Consider the following 24,850-nt stretch of genomic DNA (forward strand, 5'->3'; position numbering starts at 1 on the left):
TGCGTCAGGATGCGCAGCAGGACAGTCGGGACATATCGGCGCTGAAGGACTGGGCGGCGATTTTGATGCCTTCGGCCATGGTCAGATACGGGGCCCAGGACCCGGCGACCTGGTCGACGGTCATCGCGGCGTCGAGGATGTAGACCGCGGCGGCGGCGATCTCGCCAGCATCCTTGGCGACGGCGGTGATGCCGTGGATGCGGCCGGTGCCGGCGTCGGCGACGAGTTTGATGAAACCGCGGGTGTCTCGGTTGACCACCGCACGCGGCACATGTTTTAGCGGCAGCACCCGGCAGTCGCACCGTGTCCCGGCGGCGAGGAGCTCGGCCTCGGTCGTCCCGGCCGCACCGACCGCGGGGCTGGTGAACGTCACGCGGGGCAGATGGCGGTAGTCGACCCTGCGGCCGGCGTCGGTGAAGATGTTGTCGGCGACCATCGCGCCGTGATGGGCGGCGACGTAGACGAACTCGCGGTGCCCGGTCACGTCGCCGGCCGCCCAGATCCGTGGGTTCGACGACTGCAGCCCGTCGCTCACCACGACCTCGTTGTTCTCGCCGGTTTTGACCTGCACCGCTTCGAGATTCAGGCCGTCGGTGTTCGGACGGCGGCCGGTGGCGACGAGGACTTTCGCGGCACGGAACTGCTGCGTTCCGCCGGTGATGGTCGCGGTGACCGTGACCTGATCGTCGGCCTGCTCGACCTCGCTCACCGTGGCGCGGCGCACCACCCGGATGCCGTCGTCGGCGAACACCTCCAGCAGCGCCATGCCGACTTCCGGCTCTTCCTTCGATGCCAGCGTGGAGCGGACCAGCACCGTCACCGTTGACCCGAGCCGGGCGAACAGTTGCGCCTGCTCCAACGCGACGTAGCCGCCGCCGATCACCAGCAGCGACTCCGGGACCTCGGTGACTTCCATCGCGGTGGTCGAGGTCAGGTAGGCGACGCCCTCGAATGCGGGCGGGATGACTGGGTTCGCGCCGGTGGCGATCAGGTAGTGCTCGGCCTCGATGGTGGCATCGCCGACCTCGATGACGGGCGCGTCCGGGGTTCCGGCGAACCGCGCTTGGCCCTGAATGCGCTGCCAGCCATACGATTCGGCCACGTTGAGGTACTTCTCTGAGCGCAGCGACTCCACCAGATCGTGCGTGCCGGCGATCAGGGCCGCCATGTCCACCGGGCCGGCCGTGGTGGCGATCCCCGGGAACCGGGCAGTGTCGGCTGCGGTATGCCGGGCCTCGGCCGCTGCGATCAGGGCCTTTGACGGCACGCAGCCGGTGTTGACACACGTGCCACCGAAGATGCCGCGCTCGATCATGACGACGGACTTGCCGAGCGCGGTAGCGCGGATCGCCGCGGCCATCGCCGCGCCGCCGGAACCGATGACCGCGAGGTCCAATCCCTGACTCATGCACCCATCCTTGACCTTCAAGTAGGCTTGAAGGTCAAGTGTTCTGAGGAGACATCGTGAGAATCGGGAAGCTCGCCGAGGCGACCGGGGCCACCACCGCGACGCTGCGCTACTACGAAGACGAAGGCCTGCTCCCGCCCGCCGAACGTTCCCCGGCGGGGTATCGCGACTATGCCGCCGACACGATCGCCCGGGTCGGCTTCATCCGACGGGGACAGGCCGCCGGGTTCAGCCTCGCCCAGATTCGGCAGATCCTCGACATCCGTGACAGCGGCCACGCGCCGTGCACGCACGTGCGCGACCTGCTCGACATCCGACTGACCGACCTCGACGAGCAGATCAGCGCACTGGTGGCACTGCGCGAGACCATCGCCCGGCTGCGGCAGGGCGCCGAAAGCGTCGACCCGGAATCATGCAGCGCCGATGACGTATGTCGATACCTCTAGGAGCCACCTCCGTGGCACCGGAGGCATGTATTTCGTCAAGTCCGTTGACCCCGGCAGTCGTCATGAATTTCCGCCCCACTGGAGGTCGTTGGTGCGCGGGAGCGCGGGGCCTGCTGAGCAGTAGGCTCACCCGATGCGGTGGGATTTCACTCGAAGCTGGTCGCATTGGCCGTGCTGAGCCCAGCCACACTCGTTCAGGCGATCGCCACCTTCGCCATCACCAATATCGACGACATCGTGGTCCTCGCGGTGATGTTCGGCCAGGCGCCCGGTCATCGTGGCGCAGCCATCCGAGTGACCGCCGGTCAGTACCTCGGCTTCACCGCCATCTTGGCAGTTTCGGTCGGCGGCGCACTCCTGGGTGCCACGCTGCTTCCTCCAGCCGCACTGCCGTACTTCGGGCTGCTGCCCATCGTGTTGGGGCTGCGGGCGGCATGGCTGGCCTGGCGGGATCGCCGCACCCAACCGGCGCCGACCGATGATCCCGCAACACTGTTGACGCCTGGCACCTGGCAGGTCGCAGTCATCACCTTCGCCAACGGCGGCGACAACATCGGCGTGTACGTTCCGATCTTCGCCGTCTCAACGATCGCCACCATCGGTGTTTACATCATCGTGTTCCTCATCGGTGTGGCCATCTGGTGCGCGGCCGGCCGATATTTCGCCTCCCACCCGATCATCGCCAAAGCACTCTCACGCTGGGGCCACATCGTTCTGCCCGTTGCACTGATCACAATCGGGGCCCTCATCCTCATCAAAGGCGGAGCGTTCGCCCTCTAGCTCGGAGCAACTTCACCACTCAGGGCCAGGAGGCGCTCCTGCATCGGCATGTGTTGGCGTTCAACCACTTTGGTGATGTCCCGGCCCGTATCCGCTATGACAATCTAAAACGGGCGGTGGCCAAGGTGCTCAAAGGCCGCAGCCGGCACCCGAACTACCAACACGAGCGAGCGCACCACAGAATCATGATCGTGTGTCACGAGAGACACGATCACAGTAGTTATACCGAAGACGTACCCGAGCCAACGGAATCGACAGGAGACCATTCCGGCTACCCTGCTGCGCTCGCAGCCGGGCGCGGAAGCAGGGTAGCCCCAGATTCAATGAGAAACGTCGCGATCGAAATTCTCATCCAATCTGGGGCAATGCAGGTCAGACTAGTAAATGTGCCCCAGATTCAATGAGAACGGACAACTCCAGATCGAAAAGTTGCGCGCTGCAGCGATATTCGCGCACCGTGCGAGGCATGGTTAAAACGTCACTGTGACAAATTGGTCCAGTGGAGCGGCCGGTCCGCGAGCGTGGTCGGGGCTGCCGTGTTGGCGGTACGACGGCCCGCCCGGCGCGTAATCGAGGCACCGACGCTCCGGGCCAGTTTTGTGGCCAGACGTGGAGTCGTGTCTCGTCGGGGTTCCTGCCGGCGCCCCGTGAAGTGCGCACGCCCAGACGGCGTCGGGACCACCAGAAGCCGACCGATGAGATGGCACGTGATCCGCTGAGTCCGGGCCGAGCCGTCGTCACCAATCAATACCAAAACGCCGATAATATCTAATTATGTCAATTAAAGCATGGACGTACACCCGCTGAATCACCCCATGGTCGTGTGGCTCTCGCCTACCGGCCTGATACCGATGAGCAAAAGAGTCCGGACACCGAACTTGTTGTCACACAACGGAGTTCACGGCGGTTCGGGCAAGTACCTGCGCAGGCCATCCAGATCCCGCTTGCCACGACGGCGTTCGGCAACAAGTACGTCGCCTTCGCGTCACCGCTGGATCCGTCGCCACAGCGACTACGGGCCGGCGAACAGATCGACGCCATCGGAGTCACAACCGAATTCAACACTTTGTTCGAGACCATCACCGCCATCTCGGAACAGATCGACCCCATCAAAGTGAACGCCACGCTGACCGCCGCAGCGCAGGCACTCGACGGACTCGGCGACGAGTTCGGGCAATCCTTGGTCGAGGGCAACGACATTCTGGCCGACTTGATCGCCCGGACGCCCTCGTTCCGACACGACACCGTGGCCATCGCCGACCTGGCGGAGACGTACGCGAATGCCTCACCTGACCTGTGGAATGGTCTGAAGAGTGCGGTTGCCGCCGAGCGCACCATCAACAGCGAGCGCGAGAATCTGGACCGGGCCTTGCTGGCCTCGGTTGGATACGCCGATACCGTCGCCGACAACTTCGAACGCGGTGGTCCGTACCTCGTCCGTGGTGCACAGGATCTGCGGCCCACGGCGGAGCTGTTGAACGAATACAGTCCCGAATTCGACTGCACGCTCAGGGGCGTCGTAAGAGCAGGGCCGGCGTTGGCGAAGGCGATCGGTGGCAACGGCTACTCACTGGAGGGTCCAGGCACATTGGTTGGGGCCGCGAATCCCTATGTGTACCCGGACAATCTGCCGCGGATCAACGCCTCGGGCGGTCCGATGGGCCGGCCGGGCTGCTGGCAGGTGACCAAAGACATTCTTCCGATGCCGTATCTGGTCATGGACACCGGTGCGTCCATCGCACCCTACAACCACTTCGGACTCAACTCGCCGGTCGTCGTCGACTACGTCTGGGGTCGTCAGCTAGGGGAGCACACCATCAACCCGTGACGGCTGATGTGCACTGAGTTTCATTGTGGCAGCTACGATCCGAGCCGCGAGGTGACCCGCCCGAAGCGGGCGGGTCACCGTTCGCCGTCAGCGACGCCTGCCTGGCATACCGAACCACGGCATCATGGGTTGGTTGGCGGGCGGCGCGACAGTACCCGGCCGGGCCTTGATCGACGTGCTGCCGTTCGTCGAGCAGATGGTTTTTGCAAAGGTGTCTTGGCACGTCGGGCGAGCATTGGCGACGGGGGCTGAAATACCTGCCGCTGCAGCCAAACTCACCATCAACAACGCTGCCTTGCGTCGACCCGGCATGTGTCCATTCCCCTCGGTCGCATTACCAACATGGATGTGCGCGGTACGCGCTGACATGCGCGCGCTCATCAGGGGCATGCCGATACGACAGTGGTGGAGTCCGCCCCGAGAGGCGTACCCGCGGCCGCGGCGCGGTTGAAGGCATCGTCACGAGCCGCCTCGACAGTCACGCCGGCGCCGCCACTGACGACATGGGTGACACCGTCGCCCACAGACACGATGCAGAGGCGATCATTGGTCACCTCATCGCTGGTGCACTCAACTCCACCAGCTGCGGTGCATGCCGCGATGACTGCCGCCGAAGCCTCATCGTTGGTGTCGCCGGTTGCGGTGAAACCAACCAGTGCGCCTTCGAATTCGCCTGTGCCGACCGCCACCGAGACGTCGTCCAGATCCTGGACGAAACCAGGTGGACCCCCCGCCCAAGCCGTAGCGGCTGCGCCACCTGCCAAGACAACGCTCGCAGCCACGATCGTCGTTACCAAACGGCGCTTCACCATACCGATCCTCCCCGTAGTGTAATTCAACGGCAGTCTATCTACCGTTTCCCTAAAATTAACGGAAATCGAAATATTTCATCTGGCCGCATTTGCGCGCACTGCCGGCCCGCTGAGCGTTTGGATCGGCAAGTCTCGCTGGAAATGTCTTGCCCGACAGGCTTGTTCGACGCGTCTGATTGAGACTATGGGTTCCCGGCAGTCTTGACGTTAATTGAGAGTATATGGACGATGTACGGCCGGTGAATGCAACGTTAAGCAAACTCATAGACAGGCGGCTCGTTTCGGCGGTCCGACGGCTTCGCTCTCGATGACACTCCGCGGCAGGCTTCCGCAGGTGTAGAGCTCTTGGCCGGCCACGGTGAATCGGTGGCGGGTCGGGCGCAGGGTCAGGCCCTGGCCGACGATGCGGCCCTGCTCGTCGTATTCGGTGTCGGGTACCGCGGCCAGACGCCGGGTCACCTCGTCAACCGGGAGGCCGACGGCCGCGGCGAGCGCCTCCACGGTGACCGGCTCGCCGGCGGCGAGCAGCCGCAGCAACGGCACCAGCATCGTCGGGTCGAGCCCGGACTCTTCCGGAATGGTCAGGCGGTCAAGGAAATTGGGCATCAGGAACCTTTCGAGTGAGCCATGCGTCAGGATGCGCAGCAGGACAGTCGGGACATATCGGCGCTGAAGGACTGGGCGGCGATTTTGATGCCTTCGGCCATGGTCAGATACGGGGCCCAGGACCCGGCGACCTGGTCGACGGTCATCGCGGCGTCGAGGATGTAGACCGCGGCGGCGGCGATCTCGCCAGCATCCTTGGCGACGGCGGTGATGCCGTGGATGCGGCCGGTGCCGGCGTCGGCGACGAGTTTGATGAAACCGCGGGTGTCTCGGTTGACCACCGCACGCGGCACATGTTTTAGCGGCAGCACCCGGCAGTCGCACCGTGTCCCGGCGGCGAGGAGCTCGGCCTCGGTCGTCCCGGCCGCACCGACCGCGGGGCTGGTGAACGTCACGCGGGGCAGATGGCGGTAGTCGACCCTGCGGCCGGCGTCGGTGAAGATGTTGTCGGCGACCATCGCGCCGTGATGGGCGGCGACGTAGACGAACTCGCGGTGCCCGGTCACGTCGCCGGCCGCCCAGATCCGTGGGTTCGACGACTGCAGCCCGTCGCTCACCACGACCTCGTTGTTCTCGCCGGTTTTGACCTGCACCGCTTCGAGATTCAGGCCGTCGGTGTTCGGACGGCGGCCGGTGGCGACGAGGACTTTCGCGGCACGGAACTGCTGCGTTCCGCCGGTGATGGTCGCGGTGACCGTGACCTGATCGTCGGCCTGCTCGACCTCGCTCACCGTGGCGCGGCGCACCACCCGGATGCCGTCGTCGGCGAACACCTCCAGCAGCGCCATGCCGACTTCCGGCTCTTCCTTCGATGCCAGCGTGGAGCGGACCAGCACCGTCACCGTTGACCCGAGCCGGGCGAACAGTTGCGCCTGCTCCAACGCGACGTAGCCGCCGCCGATCACCAGCAGCGACTCCGGGACCTCGGTGACTTCCATCGCGGTGGTCGAGGTCAGGTAGGCGACGCCCTCGAATGCGGGCGGGATGACTGGGTTCGCGCCGGTGGCGATCAGGTAGTGCTCGGCCTCGATGGTGGCATCGCCGACCTCGATGACGGGCGCGTCCGGGGTTCCGGCGAACCGCGCTTGGCCCTGAATGCGCTGCCAGCCATACGATTCGGCCACGTTGAGGTACTTCTCTGAGCGCAGCGACTCCACCAGATCGTGCGTGCCGGCGATCAGGGCCGCCATGTCCACCGGGCCGGCCGTGGTGGCGATCCCCGGGAACCGGGCAGTGTCGGCTGCGGTATGCCGGGCCTCGGCCGCTGCGATCAGGGCCTTTGACGGCACGCAGCCGGTGTTGACACACGTGCCACCGAAGATGCCGCGCTCGATCATGACGACGGACTTGCCGAGCGCGGTAGCGCGGATCGCCGCGGCCATCGCCGCGCCGCCGGAACCGATGACCGCGAGGTCCAATCCCTGACTCATGCACCCATCCTTGACCTTCAAGTAGGCTTGAAGGTCAAGTGTTCTGAGGAGACATCGTGAGAATCGGGAAGCTCGCCGAGGCGACCGGGGCCACCACCGCGACGCTGCGCTACTACGAAGACGAAGGCCTGCTCCCGCCCGCCGAACGTTCCCCGGCGGGGTATCGCGACTATGCCGCCGACACGATCGCCCGGGTCGGCTTCATCCGACGGGGACAGGCCGCCGGGTTCAGCCTCGCCCAGATTCGGCAGATCCTCGACATCCGTGACAGCGGCCACGCGCCGTGCACGCACGTGCGCGACCTGCTCGACATCCGACTGACCGACCTCGACGAGCAGATCAGCGCACTGGTGGCACTGCGCGAGACCATCGCCCGGCTGCGGCAGGGCGCCGAAAGCGTCGACCCGGAATCATGCAGCGCCGATGACGTATGTCGATACCTCTAGGAGCCACCTCCGTGGCACCGGAGGCATGTATTTCGTCAAGTCCGTTGACCCCGGCAGTCGTCATGAATTTCCGCCCCACTGGAGGTCGTTGGTGCGCGGGAGCGCGGGGCCTGCTGAGCAGTAGGCTCACCCGATGCGGTGGGATTTCACTCGAAGCTGGTCGCATTGGCCGTGCTGAGCCCAGCCACACTCGTTCAGGCGATCGCCACCTTCGCCATCACCAATATCGACGACATCGTGGTCCTCGCGGTGATGTTCGGCCAGGCGCCCGGTCATCGTGGCGCAGCCATCCGAGTGACCGCCGGTCAGTACCTCGGCTTCACCGCCATCTTGGCAGTTTCGGTCGGCGGCGCACTCCTGGGTGCCACGCTGCTTCCTCCAGCCGCACTGCCGTACTTCGGGCTGCTGCCCATCGTGTTGGGGCTGCGGGCGGCATGGCTGGCCTGGCGGGATCGCCGCACCCAACCGGCGCCGACCGATGATCCCGCAACACTGTTGACGCCTGGCACCTGGCAGGTCGCAGTCATCACCTTCGCCAACGGCGGCGACAACATCGGCGTGTACGTTCCGATCTTCGCCGTCTCAACGATCGCCACCATCGGTGTTTACATCATCGTGTTCCTCATCGGTGTGGCCATCTGGTGCGCGGCCGGCCGATATTTCGCGAGGAATTGTCAATACCTGTGGATCGGCTTGTTTCAGGCGACCTCCGTTCCAGTTGATTCGGTCGGTGCCGAGTCCGCCGACGGGGTGATGTCGGTGGGTCGCTCGAGCAGTTTGCCTTTGTGGAAGATCGCGCCGGCCCGGACCAGAGCGACCAGGTGCGGTGCGTTGACGGCTCGCCAGCGGGCTTGCGCGGCGTCGATCAGCTTGTAAGCCATGGCCATTCCGGCGACGCGTGAACCCGGCCCCTTGGTCACCTTGGTCCTCAAACGTACCGTGGCAAACGTTGATTCGATCGGGTTGGTAGTGCGCAGATGGACCCAGTGCTCGGCCGGGTACTTATAGAACTCCAGCAGCACATCGGCGTCATCGACGATCTTGGCGACCGCCTTGGGGTACTTGGCGCCGTAGTCCACCTCGAACGCCTTGATCGCCACCTGCGCGTGGTCGATATCCTCGGCGTTGTAGATCTCCCGCATCGCCGCGATCGCCCCCGGATGAGCCGACTTTGGCAGGCAGGCAAGAACATTGGCCTGCTTGTGAAACCAGCACCGCTGCTCGCCGGTGGCCGGGAACACCTCACGCACGGCCTTCCAGAACCCCAGGGCCCCATCGCCGACGGCCAGCACCGGTGCGGTCATCCCGCGACGTCGGCACGACCGCAACAGATCAGCCCACGACTCGGCCGACTCCCGGTACCCGTCGGTGAGCGCGACCAGCTCCTTGCGGCCGTCAGCGCGCACACCGATCATCACCAGCAAACAGAGCTTCTCCTGCTCCAGGCGCACCTTGAGATGGATGCCGTCGACCCACAGGTAGACGTAGTCGGTGCCCGACAGATCACGGGCCTCGAAGGCCTTGGCCTCGTCCTGCCACTGCGTGGTGAGTCGGGTGATCGTCGTGGCCGACAAGCCGGCACCCGAGCCCAGGAACTGCTCCAACGCCGGACCGAAATCACTGGTCGACAAGCCATGCAGATACAGCAACGGCAACACCTCGGTCATCTGCGGCGACTTGCGCACCCACGCCGGCAGGATCGCCGAGGAAAACCGTTGCCGCTCACCAGTGTCCGGGTCAACACGTTTGTCATTGACCCGCGGCGCGGTCACACTCACCGCGCCCGCCGCGGTGAGCACCTCGCGCTCGCGGTGATAGCCATTGCGCACCACCAGCCGGTGCCCGTTCTCATCAAGCTCACCGGCATGAGCCTCGATGTAGGCGGCGACCTCAGCCCGCAACGCTGCGGCCAGCATCTGGCGGGCACCGTCGCGGACAATCTCATCGAGCAACGACCGCGACGAGCCAGCATCCTCGTTGGATGAATCCGCATCGTGAACTACCGTGAGCATGGGCGTACCTTCCCGAACCAGCGCGCCAACGCCGGCTCTTGATCAGACCTTCGACATTCAGATCATCCTCGGGAAGGTGCGCCCTTTCCTACGCCGCCTCGCCGAGGCTCATCCACAGGTTCTGATCATTGCTCTATTTCGCCTCCCACCCGATCATCGCCAAAGCACTCTCACGCTGGGGCCACATCGTTCTGCCCGTTGCACTGATCACAATCGGGGCCCTCATCCTCATCAAAGGCGGAGCGTTCGCCCTCTAGCTCGGAGCAACTTCACCACTCAGGGCCAGGAGGCGCTCCTGCATCGGCATGTGTTGGCGTTCAACCACTTTGGTGATGTCCCGGCCCGTATCCGCTATGACAATCTAAAACGGGCGGTGGCCAAGGTGCTCAAAGGCCGCAGCCGGCACCCGAACTACCAACACGAGCGAGCGCACCACAGAATCATGATCGTGTGTCACGAGAGACACGATCACAGTAGTTATACCGAAGACGTACCCGAGCCAACGGAATCGACAGGAGACCATTCCGGCTACCCTGCTGCGCTCGCAGCCGGGCGCGGAAGCAGGGTAGCCCCAGATTCAATGAGAAACGTCGCGATCGAAATTCTCATCCAATCTGGGGCAATGCAGGTCAGACTAGTAAATGTGCCCCAGATTCAATGAGAACGGACATCCGGCGCACCAATGTGACGATGCATCGACATGGGCTATGCCTTTGAAAAACCTTTGCGGGTAACAACATTCAAGCATCCGGCGAGCCGCTGGTGAAACGTCACTGTGACGTATCGTTATTGTCGCACAGGGTGGCTCGATCAGAGTCGTCGCAGCCGAGTGGGTGGCGCTAGTATCTCCGGACGTACCCGGGGTGTCGACGCGTGACAACCGGTCCTTGGAGGAACGGCCGCCGGCGCCGCGACGCTTGTGCGGCTTGCAGCGCGCGGATACGCGCCATGAGTGTTCCGGGTGATGGTTAAGCATGTGATGGTCCGTGAGCGACTCCGCCGATCAGGCGAAGAGATCGACGGTCTTGGTCCACCCTCGCGTACCAGGCGAAAGCCAAACGCCGATAATCGACATTATGTCAGTTACTCGAATAGTAGTTTGTCGCGGTCCGATGCTGCACCCGCCCCGGCCCTTGTCCTGTCTCGATATATCTGGCGGGTTTCGCATTTGAACTGGCGGTTCTCGGAGTGTTGCCTGTATCTCAGTGAATCTGGCGGTTAATGTCGTACCCCGGTCGTAGTCTCAGCTGCGATGACCGGAGGGGGTCGGGATGGCAACTCCACGCCTGCGTTCCCTGCCACGGAACGTCACCGACGTGACGCGATTATTGGCGTGCGTGGACGGCTCCGTTCAGAACTTGCAGGTGTCACCCGACGTCGGGTCAGTGCAGCTCGAGCGCACGACCCCGATCCGCGACTTCTTCTCCTGGCCGGGCAAGCGAAACTACGAAGGACTGTACTGGTCGAGCACGAATCGCCGTCACGTCGACTTCGAGTCGCTCCTCGAACGTGAGTATCTCCTGGCGGCCGACAACGCATCCGACATCGTCGCCATCGCAGCACAGCCCCTCGCACTGCTCTGGCCCCGGGACACGCGAGGCAACCGCGACCACGTACCAGACTTCTTCGTTCGACTCGCCAACGGCGACGGTCGCTTGGTCGACGTACGCTCGTCAAAAGGAGCCGAGAAGCACGCCGAGCAGTCCGCCCTGACACGCCGAATCTGCGACGAAATCGGCTGGGACTATGAGGTCTTCACCGGCTTACCTCCCGAGCTAGCCCACAACCTGCGCTGGCTTGCCGGATATCGTCACGACCGCAGCGCTCCACCGTCGACAGAGATCGCCGAGTCTATCGAGCATTGTTTCGCGGCACCTGTGCCTCTACGGCTCGGTCTCGATGAAGCCAGCTCGCGCACGGGTCAAAGCATCGAACTCACCACTGCGCATGTGCTGCACCTGATATGGCGCAAAAAGCTGGCGACAGACATGACTCGACCGCTATCGATGTCCAGCGAGGTGTGGGCATGAAGACGGTTCGGCTTTTCGACATGCTGAGCTACGACGGCCAGACATGGCAAGTCGTAGCCCAAGATGGACCAGAACTGGCGCTGAAAGAACTCATTTCAGGACGCATCCGCAAGATCGGCGTGGCGGAGCTTCTCGGTGACGAAAGCTTCCTTCCCGACGTCCCCGACCGCCTACCTCGACTTGATTCGGCCGCTGTGTTGGAGACATTGGATCCTGCTGGCCGCGATCGCGTATTGTTCCTCCGCCGCCACGTCGTTGAAGTTCTGACCGGCAGGCCGCCCGTGGACATCGACGGACTAGACGAGGACTCACCCACACCAATCCGCTGTGAGTACGATTCGCGACTTCCGCTAAAGGATCGCATTGCCGCAAAAGTCTCCGAGCTTGCAGCGGCGAAAACCCCTGTGGGGCATCGGAGTCTGGAACGGTACATCAAGGCATACCGTGAGGACGGTGTTGCTGGCTTGGTCGACGGACGGGCGCAGCGGCAGTCTTCACCCACCGGACGGATCGACCCGGCGGTGGTTTCCCTTATCGAAGACGCGGTGAAGGGGCAGACAAACGTCTCGACAGGAACGCGCTCCCGCGTCATCAAACAGGTGAGCCTGGAAGCCTCCCAGTTGGGCTTGCCGCTCCCCTCACGGTCCACCTTGTACCGCGCGGTGGAGAACCTTGAAAAGTCTCGACATCCATTCGGAAATGCGACAACCCGGCGCACGCAAGCGAACCGCCCAGACCGAACGTGGGGTCGGCAAGCTCCGTCGCGGCCAGGTGAACTGACCGAAGTGGACAGCACACCGATGGACCTGATGGTCATCTACCCAGACGGTTCCACTGGGCGCGTGGACCTGACATTGATGCTCGACGTGGCCACTCGGACACTCTGTTCCGCGATCCTGAGACCTGTGGCAACCAAAAGCGTTGATGCGGCAGTGCTTCTCGCACGAGCACTAACTCCTCTGCCGATGCAACCCGGCTGGAGCCGATCGGTGAGTTTCTCGCGTTCAATCCTTCCTCCCGGCATGATCGAAGGTGACGACGAGATCCGGGCTAGCGTGGCCGCCAAGCCCGTCATCGTTCCCGAGTCGATCACGGTCGACCGAGGCAAGGTGTACGTCGGATCGACGTTTCTCAACGCTTGCGAACGCCTGCAGATCAGCGTTACCAAGGCCGCTCCCCGCACACCCACCGACAAGCCCCATGTCGAACGAGTCTTCGCCGCTATCAACAGCGGCTTCACCCAGTACCTCGCGGGCTACGTCGGACCGAACGTCGTCAAGCGCGGCAAGGCTCCCGACGCTGAAGCGATGTGGACACTCGCCGAGCTGCAGAATCTTCTCGACCTTTGGATCGTCGCGGTCTGGCAGAACAAACCACACGCCGGTCTTCGGCATCCGGCGATGCCGAAAAAGGATCTCACACCGAACGAGGCTTACGCGGCATTGGCGTCGGTCGCGCCAACAGTCAACGTCGCCCTGGATCGCGATGACTACATCGGGCTGCTTCCGGTGACCTATCGGTCGATCCAGGGCTACGGCATCAACTTCGAAAGCCTGCACTATGACGACCCCGCGCTGCATCCCTACCGCGGCGTCAAGAGCGGTTTACCGCTGCCGGCCAACGGTGGATGGGAAGTTCGATACGACCCGTATCGACTGCAGTCGATCTACGTCCATGACCATTTCCGCGGCGAATGGATCGAGGCCGAGTGGAGCCTCGCAAAACAGTCCCTGGCGCCGTTCTCCCTCGACGTTCTGCGGGCTGCGCGCAAGGCAGTGCAGAAGCGCGGCGAGAGCCCCGGCGGCGTGGATGTCCTCGCGGAGATCAGCCGCATCCAAACCGGTGGCGCCCGAACTGTCAAAGAACAACGGGCTGCTAAGCGGGACAGTGTGAACAAACCCGTCGTGCCACCACTGTCCCCCACGGTCGAGCAAGCTGCTGCAGACGCCACGGAAGAATCCCTAGCTACTGTCTCCGCGATCAGCGCAGCCAACGCCACCCCGCGGTATCGAGCTGCCCGCCGCATTGACGACGAGGACGAGGAGTAGCCGTGGCCGTACCTGATTCGCTGGCTGCATGGCGAGAGTTCGTCAATCGTCGCAATGTCGAGCCCGAGCACCTCACGATGGAGCAGATCTGCGCCCTGTCCCCTGCCGAGAAAGAGGACTACGACCACCAACGTTTCGCCTGGCTTGGCGCAGACGTCGTGCTGGAAACGCCCGATACCGAGGCCTTGACGCACCAAACACGGGTATTGATGGCCAGAAACTCCGCCGAGTCGGCCACCGCGCGGCGCGGTCTGGCGATCTCCGGGTCCGCCGGCCGCGGGAAGTCAACTGCCGCACTCCTGATCGGGCGCCGGCATGAACGAATGATGCGTACCAAGTTGAATCGGTACGACGACGGCTTCGCCCCGGTGGTCTACACGGTAGTCCCACCCGGGACCACCCCGAAGATGATGATGCTGGCATTTGCCAACTTCCTCGGCCTGCTGGTCCCGAATAAGTCGACCGCGCAAGACCTGACCGAGCAGATTGCGGGGTTGATGCGGAGCCTGTCGGTGTCGTTGGTCCTCGTCGACGAGGTGCACAACCTCAAGACCAATCATCAGGCTGGCAGCGAGGCCGCGTCGGCGTTGAAGGTGTTCTCGGAGAGACTCGACGCGACGTTCATCTATGCCGGCATCGACCTGCTTCAGGCCGATTTGTTCGCCGGGCACATGGGCCGCCAACTGAAAGGCCGGATGGCAGTCCACCAGATGCGGAAGTACGAGTTCGGCACGAAAGCACAGCGGGAAAAGTGGACGGAACTTGTCCTCGGTGTCGAGGCACTGTTACCGCTTGGACGGCATGCCGCCGGAACCCTCGAAACTGAGGCGACCTATCTCTATGACCGCACGGGAGGTTCCATCGGGTCACTTCGGGCCTTGCTGAACGACGCAGCAATCGCCGCGATTATCAGCGGCGAGGAGCTGATCAGTAGGAAGCTGCTCGATATGACACCTACCGATTTCGCGGCTGAGGAGGCTGCTGCGCGCACGGTGGCCGACGAGAGGGCGACCCCAATGCCATTGAAGAGGGCCGAATGAGAATCACTCCCCTCCCAGTTCGCACGCGCCTGTATCACGGCGAGACCCTGGACTCTTACATCCAGCGGCACGCCGCCCGGAACTTCTGCATGCCTTCCGATGTCGACCGCGCATTGCGCGAGCGTGGCATCGTGAAATCCAAGAATCGGCGCGACCCCGCTCGCGTCCAGGCGTGGCTGGAACTTGCAGGCACGTCGGCCGAGCGGTTCACCGCGCCTGAATACGTCCTAGATCAGGAAGTGACCGAGCGGGTTCTGTGCCTCCGTTGCACCAGAGGTGAGCCTGCCCGAGGGAAACTTACCGGCATCGGGATGGTATGTATACGGCACAGGCGATGGCTCGGCTCTCCGCAGATAGATCTGCATGGCTACTTCCCCGCTCTCGCTGCGGAACGGCACTTTCGGCGGCACCTTGCTGCTCGCGATGTCCTGCACGATTCCCTGCCCATGCTGATTGGCCGAGAATGCGCAAGTCCAGCGATCATTGGAGCTAGCGAGATCGACCGCCGCAGAATTGAATTCGGCATCGACGCTGTCGATTCACTGACGTATCCCGAGCAAGTTAAGATCGCTCGGCTGCTGTGTTTACCCGCATTTCTTTGCGCAGCAACTGATCCTGACACCGATTCAGCTAGGCGCAGTTCACTCGTCACGCGGGCAGTAGAGAAGATCATCCCCGCTCGGGACGATGCAGACCCGTGGCGAGCGACCAACCGGGTGTGGACGGCCATCACGCACCTGACCGCCCGCCGACGAGATGCCCGCATCTATGGAGTACCGATGCGCGACACGTACTACAACATTCTGCGGTTTATTCAGGAACCGCGGGACGATTCCGCAGCGTCGGGCCGGTCCCGTGAGGCACAGGGGCGAGGCGGATATGGAGCTTGAACAGGCGACTCGACAGACGCGCATTGACCCCCGGCTTAAGGCCGCCGGTTGGGCGGTCACTCCGTTTGACCCGGCCATGCCGAAAGCGATTCCATCGCAAAAGGCTGTCGAAGAATGGCCGACAACGGCTGGCCCAGCGGACTACGCGCTTTGCGACGAGAATTCGGTAAGAGCCGTCGTAGAAGCCAAGAAGCAGTCCACCGGAGCCCAGGGAATCCTCCCCCAAGCTGAGCGGTACTCCCGTGCGATTAGAGTCGACATCGCCTGGCGGGGCGAATACGGTGTCCCGTTCTTATATGCCACAAATGGTGAAGAGACGTGGTTCCACGACGTTCGTCTCCCCCAGAACCGCTCCCGCAAGGTTGCAACGTTCCATACCCCTAATGCGCTGCGGGAGCTACTCGAACGTGACAGTGACGCAGAGTTCGCCAAACTACGCACAATTCCGCTGAATTCATACTTGCGGACGTATCAAGTGGAGGCCAACACAGCGATCGAGCAGACCGTTGCCGACGGCAAGCGCAAGATGCTCGTGACGATGGCGACCGGCACCGGCAAGACGCTAATGACCGTCAACGAGATCTATCGGCTCATGAAGTCCGGCGTCGCTCGTCGCGTCCTGTTCCTCGTCGACCGCCGCGCACTGGCCGCACAGACGGTGCGCGCCTTCGCCAGCTTCGAGGCCGAGCCAGGTCTCAAGTTCGACAAGCTCTACCCGGTCTATTCGCAGCGCTTCCAGCAGTCCGATTTCGATAAGGACGAGAAGTTTGACCCGAACGTGATGCCGAACTCGTTGCTGACGAACCCAAAGTTGGGTGACGCGTTCGTCTACGTCAGCACCATACAGCGGATGAGTATCAACCTGTTTGGTCGTGACGCTGGGATTCGCTTCGGGGAGGGCGATGGCGGCGATGTGGACGCAAAGAAGCTCGACATCCCGATCCACGCGTTCGATCTGATCGTGGCCGACGAATGCCACCGCGGCTACTCCGCCAAGGAGCTGTCGGTGTGGAGGGACACACTCGATTGGTTTGACGCGATCAAAGTCGGGCTAACAGCAACACCAGCTGCCCACACAATGGCCTACTTCGAAAACCTTGTCTATCGCTACGATTACGAGCGAGCGGTACGCGAACGCCACCTCGTGGACTACGATGTTGTGCGGGTGCGCAGCGATGTCCGCATGAACGGCGTGTTCTTACGCAAGGGTGAACAGGTCGATCAGGTGGATCCCGACTCCGGCGCCCGACAACTGGACCTGCTCGAGGACGAGCGTGCCTACGACGCCTCAAAGGTGGAGCGCGAGATTACCGCACCCGACAGCAATCGCAAGGTGCTCGCCGAGGTGAAGAAGTATGCCGACGCCCATGAGGCCGAAACCGGCCGCTTCCCCAAGACTCTCATCTTTGCCGCCAACGACCTCCCCCACGTATCGCACGCCGATCAATTGGTGGAGCTTGCCAAGGATGTATTTGGCCAGGGTGAGTCGTTCGCCGGCAAGATCACCGGTCGAGTAGATCGACCGCTGCAGAAGATCCGTGAGTTCCGCAACCGCCCCAACCCCAAAATCGTTGTTACCGTTGATCTTCTGACAACCGGTGTCGACATCCCCGACCTTGAGTTCCTGGTCTTCCTGCGACCAGTCAAGTCCCGCATCCTGTTCGAGCAGATGCTCGGACGCGGCACCCGGCGCTCACCAGACTTGGTGCCGGCCAAGACACACTTCACAGTATTCGACTGCTTTGACGGCACGCTACTCGAATACTTCCGCTCGACCACTGGCATGACCATCGAACCGCCAGAGGGCGACAGCAAGGCGATCGCGCAGATCGTCGAGGACATCTGGCAGAACCGCGACCGCGACTACAACACAAAACGCCTCGTCAAGCGGCTTCAGCGCATCGACAAGAACATGAGCGGCGAGGCACGTGAGCTGTTCGCCCGCTTCATCCCCGATGGGGATATGGGGCACTTCGCCGAGGTTCTGCCCGCCAAGCTGCGCAGCGACTTTGTAGGCACTATGAAGATCATCCGTGACCCTGACTTCCTCACTCTGTGTGTCGAGTATCCGCGTGCGAGAACGCACTTCGTCGTCGCCTCGGACGTGATTGACACTGTCGAGTCCGAAATCCTGATCAAGGCCGGGATCGGCAAGGAATACAAGCCCGAGGATTATCTACAGTTGTTCGTCCGCTTCGTCGAGGAGCATGAGCGCGAGATCGAGGCCGTACAGATTCTGCTCGGTCGACCAAATGACTGGAGTCCGGAGGCGCTACGCGAACTGCGAGACGTTTTGAGCCAGGCGCCCGAACACTTCACGGACGACAACCTGCAGCGCGCGTTCAAAGCGACTCATCATAAAGCGCTGGTCGACATCATCTCGATGGTAAAACGGGCAGCCATCGAAGAGGCACCGTTACTCACGGCCGAGGAACGAGTCAACGCTGCACTAGCCAAGGTCGCCGCTGACCGTAAGCTGACTGACGCCCAGGAGAAGTGGCTGGAGTACATCCGCCAGCACTTGGTGCAAAACCTCAGTATCGAGCGGGAAGATTTCGACGTCATCCCAATCCTGTTTGATCGGGGCGGCTGGGGACGAGCCAACCGAGTGTTCGACGGGCAGCTCGATGAACTGATCAAAGAACTCAACAAGGAGCTTGTCGCCGCATGACAACTGGTGATGTCGTAAACAAACTTTGGGGCTTCTGCCACGTCCTTCGTCATGACGGTATCGATTACGGTGACTATATCGAGCAGCTGACATATCTGTTGTTTCTCAAGATGGCTGACGAGCGCGGTGTCGAAGTTCCCGAGCACGCCGACTGGCCGTATCTCCGAAAGCAGTCCGGCAGCGACCTGCTCGGTGCGTACGTCGAGGCGCTACGCACGCTCGGCAAGGAGCGAGGAATCCTCGGCGACATCTACTCGGGATCGCAAAATCGCTTCACCAATCCAGTCAACTTGCAAAAGCTCATCGGCCTGATCGACGAGACCGAGTGGACCGCCATCGACACCGACATTAAGGCGGCAGCGTTCGAGGGACTGCTGGAAAAGGCTGCCAGCGAAGGCAAGAAGGGCGCCGGTCAGTACTTCACGCCTCGCATCCTCATCCAGTCGATGGTGCGCTGCATCAAACCCGATCCCCGCGTGAGCAAGGGCTTCACCATCTGCGATCCGGCGGTCGGTACTGGCGGATTCCTAATCGCGGCCTATGAGTGGCTGAAGGCTGAGACCAAAGGCGGTGCGCTCGACCGTGAAACGGCCAAGCGCATCCGTGCCCACACCTACTACGGCAACGAACTTGTGCAGCGCCCGCGCCGGTTAGCGTTGATGAATCTCTACCTGCATCAGGTCGAGCCACACATCACGCTTGGCGATTCGATCTATGAGACGCCCGGCAGCCAGCGTTATGACGTGATACTGATGAACCCGCCATTCGGCACCAAGGGTGCCGCGCAAGCACCCGACCGCGAGGACTTCACTGTCCAGACCAGCAACAAGCAGTTGAACTTCCTACAGCACATCTTGACCACGCTCAAGATCGGCGGCCGTGCGGCGGTGGTTGTTCCCGACAATGTGCTCTTCGCCAATCAAGCGGGAGAGGTGTTCGAGGTCCTCATGGAAGACTGTGACGTACACACCGTGTTGCGTTGCCCGCGTGGCACATTCAGCCCCTATACAGAAGGCACTAAGACCAACGTCCTCTTCTTTACCAAAGGCCGGACGACCGAACGTACCTGGATCTACGACGCCCGCTCTAACGTGCCCAAGATTACTAAGAAGAGCCGGCCACTCAGTCCGAAGCATTTCGCCGAGTTCGAGGAGTGCTACGGCGATGACCCGAATGGGTTGAGCAAGCGATCTGAGAAGCAAGCCACGGATGGGCGGTGGCGTTGCTTCACTATCGACGAAGTAAAGGAACGCCACTACAAACTTGATGCGTTCAAGTGGATCCGCGATGAAGAACTCGACGACCCTGACGAGCTCTCAGACCCGGAGGAACTCATCACCACTGCGATGGAGGAACTCCAGCTCGCGCTAGACGACCTTGCCGACATCCAGAAGCTGCTGGAAGGTAACGTCAACGGCGGTGAGTCATGAGTGACCGTCCCGGATGGCACACCTCTCGACTTGACGAGCTGTGCGACATCAATCCCCCCAAGCCCAAGCTTCACAACGTCGATGACTCGACCGAAGTTCTGTTCGTGCCCATGGCAGCTGTAAACGAAGTCTCGGGCACAGTTGCGACCCCGCAGAAGTCCACCGTCGGGATCGTCGGCCGCAAGTCTTACCGGAGCTTTACGTCTGGCGATGTGTTGTTCGCCAAGATCACGCCCTGTATGGAGAATGGAAAGGCCGCAGTTGTGCCGACGATCCCAACCGGATTGGGGTTCGGTTCAACCGAGTTTCACGTCATACGTCCAAAGCAAGGCACCGATCCACGCCTGATATGGCACTTCGTCCGCCAGCAGTCGTTTCGCGACGAAGCGGCCAACCACTTCACCGGCACGGTTGGCCAGCTCCGCGTGCCCGCAGATTTCCTCAAGTCATTCGAAGTGATGATTCCATCCGACAAGAAGTACCAGTCGCAGCTCGCTGCGCTTCTCGATGCGGCCACGGGTCACAGCGCGAGCGCGTCATCTCATTTAGCCACTGCTCGACGCGCGGTTGAGCGGTTCCGTCAATCCGTCCTCGCCGCCGCTTGCTCTGGCCGCCTCACCGCAGATTGGCGCGAGGAACACCCAGAGGCCGAATCGACTGCGCCAGAGAAGACGTCGGGCAAGACGCGTCGGACTCGCGAAATGACACCGCTCGACCTTGAGCTCCCGGAAATGCCAGACACCTACATCGTCAGCACCGTCGGCGCAGCGTCGACGGTGCTCGAGTATGGCACGTCGAAGAAGGCCGACAACGATGCCCTAGGAGTGCCCGTCCTGCGCATGGGCAACATCCAGCGCGGCCGGCTTGAGTTCGATGACCTCAAGTACTGCCCCAGTGACCGTGAGATCGAACGTCTTGTCCTCCGGGACGGCGACCTGTTGTTCAACCGCACCAACAGCCCCGAGCTCGTCGGTAAGGCGGCGGTGTTCCACGAGCCGGTCGCGATGACCTTTGCTTCCTACCTCATCCGAGTACGCTTCGCCGACGACGTGGCTGACCCAGACTTCGTAAACTACTGGCTCAATTCGGCTTGGGGCCGTATGTGGGCCCGCCACGTCAAGACCGACGGCGTGAGCCAGTCGAACATCAACGGCACCAAGCTTGGATGTATGCCGCTGCCACTGCCGCCGATTGAGGAACAACGGGAGATCGTTCGACGAGCGTCACACATGCTGGCGATGGCAGACGCGCTGCTGGCACGAATAGACGAAACTTCTCGCAGCGTCGACCGCAGCTCGCAAGCTCTGCTCGCGAAAACCTTCCGCGGCGAGCTAGTTGGATCTGGAGATAATTCGTGAGCTGCGTTGTCCCTGTCCGTCTCTCGTCTCGCGCGGGCGCTTGGGGTTGTCGGCAGCAAGAGTCCGAAGCAGGAGGGGGAAGTTTGTAGCCATGCCTAATGAATCCACTAGAGCCATCGAGTTAGCCGACAACGGGGGCCATTTCTATCGCGCAGATTTCCAGGTCCATACCCCGCGTGACACGCAATGGGACGGACCTCGCCCTGTCGATAGAGACTCATGGGCAGACAGCTTTGTGGCCGCAGCCCGGGAAAAGGGGCTCCACGCGGTCGCAATCTCCGATCACCACGACTTCGCCTACTTTCCGTATATCCAGAGAGCGGCCGCTCGAGAGCAGTTCGCCGACGGTAAGGCCGTGCCGGAGGCCGAGCGGTTAGTCGTATTTCCGGCGCTTGAATTATCATTGAATGTGCCGTGTCAAGCCATTTTGATCCTCGACGCAGATTTCCCGGCCGATCGACTTGGCGACGTTCTGAAGGCTCTGCACTTCGATCCCATCGACCCTGATCTGGACTCGCTGCCACAGACTGAGAACCTCGATGACTCAGACGACCTGAACCAGCTGCACGCGAAGCTCGACAAGAACGCATGGCTGAAGGGCCGGTACATAATTCTGCCGAACGTAACTCCTGGTGGATACCGAACGCTAATGCGACAACAGTTCCAGGGAAAGTATAAGGAGATGATCCCTGTCGGCGGATACCTTGACGGGCCGATTTCCTTGCTCGATCGAGACCTCGGAACAAAGAAGATCCTTGACGGAGAAGTCAGCGCATGGGGCAACAAGCGTGTGGCGCTGTTTCAGACCTCGGATTCCCGTAGGGCCGACTTCTCGACGCTTGGTGTACACACGACGTGGGTGAAGTGGGCCACGCCCACTGCCGAAGCGATCCGCCAAGCGTGTCTGGCTCAAGAATCGCGGGTTTCTCACGCACAACCGGCAATGCCGAACGTATGGGTAGCGCGTGTCGTCGTGTCTAACAGCAAGTTCATGGGTCGAGTGGACGTAGCACTCAACCCCCAGTACACCGCCCTGATCGGTGGACGTGGGACGGGCAAATCGACTGTGCTCGATTATCTCCGCTGGGCATTGTGCGACCAACCTGCCCGGGCAACTGAGGATGACGAGGTTGCAGATCCGCGCGTGCGTCAGCGCAAGCTCGTGGAGGCAACTCTCAAGCCTTACGACGCCCACGTCGAGGTGCACTGCGTGATCAATGGGATCACACATGTCGTTCGTCGACACGCGAGTGATGGGACGATCCAGCTCAAGGTTGGAAAAGCCCAGTTCGAAATGGCCACAGAGGCGGCTATTCAGAGTCTTCTGCCGATTCAGGCGTACAGCCAGAAGCAGTTGAGCAGCGTCTCGATTCGCGTCGATGAACTTCTCAGATTCGTCACGTCGCCTATCCAACGCGAGCTCGACGAGATCGGTCGCAAGCGTCAAGAGGTGGTCGGCCGACTCCGAGAAAACTACGGCACCCTCCAGCGCTTTCGAGATCTGTCTGCCGAGATCGAACGTGGCGACCTGCGTGTCCGGTCGCTGGCTGAACAGGCGCAGTCGCTCCGCGATGGCCTCGCAGGCATATCTGAAGTGGATCGCCAAATCCTTGACGCGAAAGCCGGACACGACGATCTCCGGTCAGCTCAAACCGCCTGGCTTCAACATGTCGAGGCCACCCAGGAACATCTCACCGGTCTGCTTACTTCGCTGGACTCGTCGCTCGATGACGTTGTGTTACCGGCATCAGCACCTGCAAACCTGTCTGTCGAAGCGAACGCACTCCTTACCGCTACGCGCGATGCCCTGACTCAGTTGCGGTCCACAATTAGTCGACTGGAGACCGACTTCAATGCACTGTCGGTAGAGGGCGGTGCGCTCGCAGTGCCCTCTGACGCGCTGACCGCAAAGCCCTACGTATGTGTTCGGTTCACGCTGCTAGTCGTTTTCGTCGTCGTGACGGTGTGCGGCCTCGATCGCTTCGGGCGGGGCTGGCTGCTGTAACCAGGTTCGAATCCGCAACAACCCGCCGGCGATAGTCCCGACGGCAAGCACTGCAACGACGATCCAGAACGCAGCGGACATGGAGCAATTGTCCGCCTCTGGCCCTTCTGCCGGCGGTGCCCTGGAAAAATGACGCCGTATAGTAGCAATCTGCTACGGTGGTAGCAACATGCTACACGGGAGGTGGGTCATGTCCGAAGTCGCCGATCGGGTCACCCGGGTGTCCGCTGACCTGTTCGAGGCCGCGGCCGCCGAGGGTGCCCGGCAGAGTCGCTCCGCCAAGCAGCAACTCGACCATTGGGCGCGGGTGGGCCGCGCTGTATCGACCCAGCACACCGCTTCACGACGCAGGGTGGAGGCTGCCCTCGCCGGTCAGATCGACATCGCCGTTCTCAACACCGAAGAAGGCGTGGTGTTCAATGCCGAGGTTTCCGCGGCGATCGAGGAGAGTCTGGCCCGCACCGATTACGGTGCCGTGCTCGCCTCTCGTGGGATCACCACGGTGGCATTGGATGAGGACGGCCAGATCGTCGAGCATCGCCCGGACGGCACCGAGTCCGTGGTTGGTGCGGTGCACTCGCTGCGTCGGTGAAACGCCTGGACCTCGTCGTCGGCTCGAACGGTGCCGGAAAATCGACGTTCGTCGAACTCACGCTGGCTCCGCTGCTACCGAGCAGCGTGTTCGTCAACGCGGATGAGATCGCCAAACAGCGCTGGCCTACCGACGCTTTGGGCCACGCCTACGAGGCCGCGCGGATCGCCGCGGCGACGCGGGAAGCGTTGATCGAGCAGGGGCGTTCATTCATCGCCGAGACCGTGTTCTCGCACCCCTCCAAGCTGGAGCTGATCGATGCGGCCCGTCATGCGGGGTACGTCGTGGTGTTGCACATTGTGCTGATCCCGGAGAACTTGGCCGTTCACCGCGTCCGCTACCGGGTTGCCGCCGGTGGCCACGATGTGCCCGAGGAGAAGATCCGGGAACGGTATCGCCGGCTGTGGACATTGGTGGCTGCAGCGATCGTTCGCGTCGACAGCGCAGCGGTTTACGACAATTCCGCGGCCAGTGGACCGCAGATCGTGGCGCAGATGAGTGGCGGACTGAGCGTCGACACGCCCCGATGGCCGTCGTGGACTCCGGAACAGCTGCGTAGTCGCTGGCCGTAGCTCGGCGCAGCTCGGGCCGTCGCCACCACGTTTGTTGTCGGGCGGGCACGGGTAGCCACTACAGGAGAAAGCCGCAGAGCCCTGACCGCTCCGGAAGCGGCATGAATATTTTGGTTCGGCTCTTTGCGGCAACGAATGCGCAGCCACCACAGGAGAACTCATGTTGTCGAACATCTCGATCACGTCGATGCTCGTCGCCGCTGGTGCGGCCGCCGCGGTAGTACTCGCGCCGGTCGCTTACGCAGATGGCGGGTCCGCTCCGTGTGCGGATGAAGGCAGTGCCACCGTTTGCCAGGCGCCAGGAAACGCCAACGTCATCGCCACCCCACCCGAACAGAGTGGTAGCGGCGCTTCCGGGGGCGGCGGCGGAAATAGCCAGAACGGCCCGTACGGGCCGAATGGCTCACAACCGCCAGTCGGCTAGCGCGGAGTCGCCACTTCTCCCC

The 24,850-nt window shown here is 62.3% G+C and carries 19 protein-coding genes and 2 pseudogenes; 15 read left to right on the forward strand and 6 right to left on the reverse strand.

What is annotated here, in order from left to right; all coding sequences use genetic code 11:
* Positions 1 to 4: 4 nt before the first annotated feature.
* On the reverse strand, positions 5 to 1,408 hold the full coding sequence (gene merA / locus ACZ5IQ_RS15525) for a mercury(II) reductase (RefSeq protein WP_005148655.1): 1,404 nt from the start codon (positions 1,406 to 1,408) through the stop codon (positions 5 to 7).
* Positions 1,409 to 1,464: 56 nt separating this feature from the next.
* Between merA (ACZ5IQ_RS15525) and ACZ5IQ_RS15530 the strand changes: the two genes are divergently transcribed.
* The 3 genes from ACZ5IQ_RS15530 to ACZ5IQ_RS15540 all read left to right on the forward strand — a co-directional run bounded on the left by ACZ5IQ_RS15530 (position 1,465) and on the right by ACZ5IQ_RS15540 (position 4,462).
* On the forward strand, positions 1,465 to 1,854 hold the full coding sequence (locus ACZ5IQ_RS15530; RefSeq protein ID WP_005148625.1) for a heavy metal-responsive transcriptional regulator: 390 nt from the start codon (positions 1,465 to 1,467) through the stop codon (positions 1,852 to 1,854).
* Positions 1,855 to 1,992: 138 nt separating this feature from the next.
* Complete coding sequence (locus tag ACZ5IQ_RS15535) at positions 1,993 to 2,634, forward strand: cadmium resistance transporter (RefSeq protein WP_079481877.1); 642 nt, start codon at positions 1,993 to 1,995, stop codon at positions 2,632 to 2,634.
* 823 nt (positions 2,635 to 3,457) lie between these two features.
* A complete protein-coding gene (locus ACZ5IQ_RS15540; RefSeq protein ID WP_464480016.1) occupies positions 3,458 to 4,462 on the forward strand; it encodes an MCE family protein in 1,005 nt (334 codons plus the stop codon).
* A 380-nt stretch (positions 4,463 to 4,842) separates the two neighbouring features.
* Here ACZ5IQ_RS15540 and ACZ5IQ_RS15545 read toward each other — a convergent pair whose 3' ends face one another.
* From ACZ5IQ_RS15545 to merA (ACZ5IQ_RS15555), 3 genes are all read right to left on the reverse strand, one after another.
* Positions 4,843 to 5,274 carry a hypothetical protein gene (locus tag ACZ5IQ_RS15545; protein WP_406803288.1) on the reverse strand — a complete coding sequence of 144 codons (432 nt, stop codon included), beginning with the start codon at positions 5,272 to 5,274 and terminating at the stop codon, positions 4,843 to 4,845.
* A 261-nt stretch (positions 5,275 to 5,535) separates the two neighbouring features.
* Positions 5,536 to 5,880, reverse strand: coding sequence for a hypothetical protein (locus tag ACZ5IQ_RS15550; RefSeq protein WP_464480017.1), 345 nt, complete (start codon positions 5,878 to 5,880; stop codon positions 5,536 to 5,538).
* Between the two features lie 26 nt (positions 5,881 to 5,906).
* On the reverse strand, positions 5,907 to 7,310 hold the full coding sequence (merA, locus tag ACZ5IQ_RS15555; RefSeq protein ID WP_005148655.1) for a mercury(II) reductase: 1,404 nt from the start codon (positions 7,308 to 7,310) through the stop codon (positions 5,907 to 5,909).
* Positions 7,311 to 7,366: 56 nt separating this feature from the next.
* Between merA (ACZ5IQ_RS15555) and ACZ5IQ_RS15560 the strand changes: the two genes are divergently transcribed.
* Entirely contained in the window at positions 7,367 to 7,756 is a 390-nt protein-coding gene (locus ACZ5IQ_RS15560) for a heavy metal-responsive transcriptional regulator (RefSeq protein WP_005148625.1), read from the forward strand.
* A gap of 126 nt (positions 7,757 to 7,882) precedes the next feature.
* On the opposite strand, the gene ACZ5IQ_RS15565 is transcribed toward ACZ5IQ_RS15560, so the two are convergent.
* The gene (locus ACZ5IQ_RS15565) at positions 7,883 to 8,032 is read right to left on the reverse strand and encodes a hypothetical protein (protein WP_255207537.1); all 150 of its coding nucleotides are present in this window, start codon (positions 8,030 to 8,032) and stop codon (positions 7,883 to 7,885) included.
* On the opposite strand from ACZ5IQ_RS15565, the pseudogene ACZ5IQ_RS15570 reads away from it, so the two are divergent.
* Positions 8,009 to 8,365: pseudogene (locus ACZ5IQ_RS15570) on the forward strand (cadmium resistance transporter); the annotation flags it as partial. The gene ACZ5IQ_RS15565 and the pseudogene ACZ5IQ_RS15570 sit on opposite strands and share 24 nt — an antisense overlap.
* Before the next feature lie 89 nt (positions 8,366 to 8,454).
* Here the strand turns inward: ACZ5IQ_RS15570 and ACZ5IQ_RS15575 are convergent.
* The gene (locus tag ACZ5IQ_RS15575) at positions 8,455 to 9,768 is read right to left on the reverse strand and encodes an IS256 family transposase (protein WP_052536990.1); all 1,314 of its coding nucleotides are present in this window, start codon (positions 9,766 to 9,768) and stop codon (positions 8,455 to 8,457) included.
* 1,271 nt (positions 9,769 to 11,039) lie between these two features.
* Here ACZ5IQ_RS15575 and ACZ5IQ_RS15580 point away from each other — a divergent pair.
* From ACZ5IQ_RS15580 to ACZ5IQ_RS15625, 10 genes and pseudogenes are all read left to right on the forward strand, one after another.
* Positions 11,040 to 11,798, forward strand: a complete 759-nt coding sequence (locus ACZ5IQ_RS15580) for a TnsA-like heteromeric transposase endonuclease subunit (protein WP_061263690.1) — start codon at positions 11,040 to 11,042, stop codon at positions 11,796 to 11,798.
* Positions 11,795 to 13,846, forward strand: coding sequence for a Mu transposase C-terminal domain-containing protein (locus tag ACZ5IQ_RS15585; protein ID WP_061263693.1), 2,052 nt, complete (start codon positions 11,795 to 11,797; stop codon positions 13,844 to 13,846). Before ACZ5IQ_RS15580 ends, ACZ5IQ_RS15585 begins: the two co-directional genes overlap by 4 nt.
* Positions 13,847 to 13,848: 2 nt before the next feature.
* Positions 13,849 to 14,886: an ATP-binding protein gene (locus ACZ5IQ_RS15590; protein ID WP_061263695.1), complete on the forward strand. Its 1,038-nt coding sequence runs from the start codon at positions 13,849 to 13,851 to the stop codon at positions 14,884 to 14,886.
* Positions 14,883 to 15,776 carry a hypothetical protein gene (locus ACZ5IQ_RS15595; RefSeq protein ID WP_061263697.1) on the forward strand — a complete coding sequence of 298 codons (894 nt, stop codon included), beginning with the start codon at positions 14,883 to 14,885 and terminating at the stop codon, positions 15,774 to 15,776. Before ACZ5IQ_RS15590 ends, ACZ5IQ_RS15595 begins: the two co-directional genes overlap by 4 nt.
* Before the next feature lie 76 nt (positions 15,777 to 15,852).
* Positions 15,853 to 18,447: a type I restriction endonuclease subunit R gene (locus tag ACZ5IQ_RS15600; RefSeq protein ID WP_081104741.1), complete on the forward strand. Its 2,595-nt coding sequence runs from the start codon at positions 15,853 to 15,855 to the stop codon at positions 18,445 to 18,447.
* Positions 18,444 to 19,877 carry a class I SAM-dependent DNA methyltransferase gene (locus ACZ5IQ_RS15605; protein WP_061263701.1) on the forward strand — a complete coding sequence of 478 codons (1,434 nt, stop codon included), beginning with the start codon at positions 18,444 to 18,446 and terminating at the stop codon, positions 19,875 to 19,877. Before ACZ5IQ_RS15600 ends, ACZ5IQ_RS15605 begins: the two co-directional genes overlap by 4 nt.
* Positions 19,874 to 21,235 carry a restriction endonuclease subunit S gene (locus tag ACZ5IQ_RS15610; RefSeq protein ID WP_061263702.1) on the forward strand — a complete coding sequence of 454 codons (1,362 nt, stop codon included), beginning with the start codon at positions 19,874 to 19,876 and terminating at the stop codon, positions 21,233 to 21,235. The genes ACZ5IQ_RS15605 and ACZ5IQ_RS15610 overlap by 4 nt, the downstream gene beginning before the upstream one ends.
* A gap of 91 nt (positions 21,236 to 21,326) precedes the next feature.
* Positions 21,327 to 23,147, forward strand: a pseudogene (locus ACZ5IQ_RS15615) (TrlF family ATPase); the annotation flags it as partial.
* A 283-nt stretch (positions 23,148 to 23,430) separates the two neighbouring features.
* Positions 23,431 to 23,832, forward strand: a complete 402-nt coding sequence (locus ACZ5IQ_RS15620) for a TA system antitoxin ParD family protein (protein ID WP_212811429.1) — start codon at positions 23,431 to 23,433, stop codon at positions 23,830 to 23,832.
* Positions 23,829 to 24,404, forward strand: coding sequence for a zeta toxin family protein (locus ACZ5IQ_RS15625; protein ID WP_212811428.1), 576 nt, complete (start codon positions 23,829 to 23,831; stop codon positions 24,402 to 24,404). The genes ACZ5IQ_RS15620 and ACZ5IQ_RS15625 overlap by 4 nt, the downstream gene beginning before the upstream one ends.
* Positions 24,405 to 24,850 lie beyond the last annotated feature (446 nt).

The organism is Mycobacterium toneyamaense, from assembly GCF_055384815.1.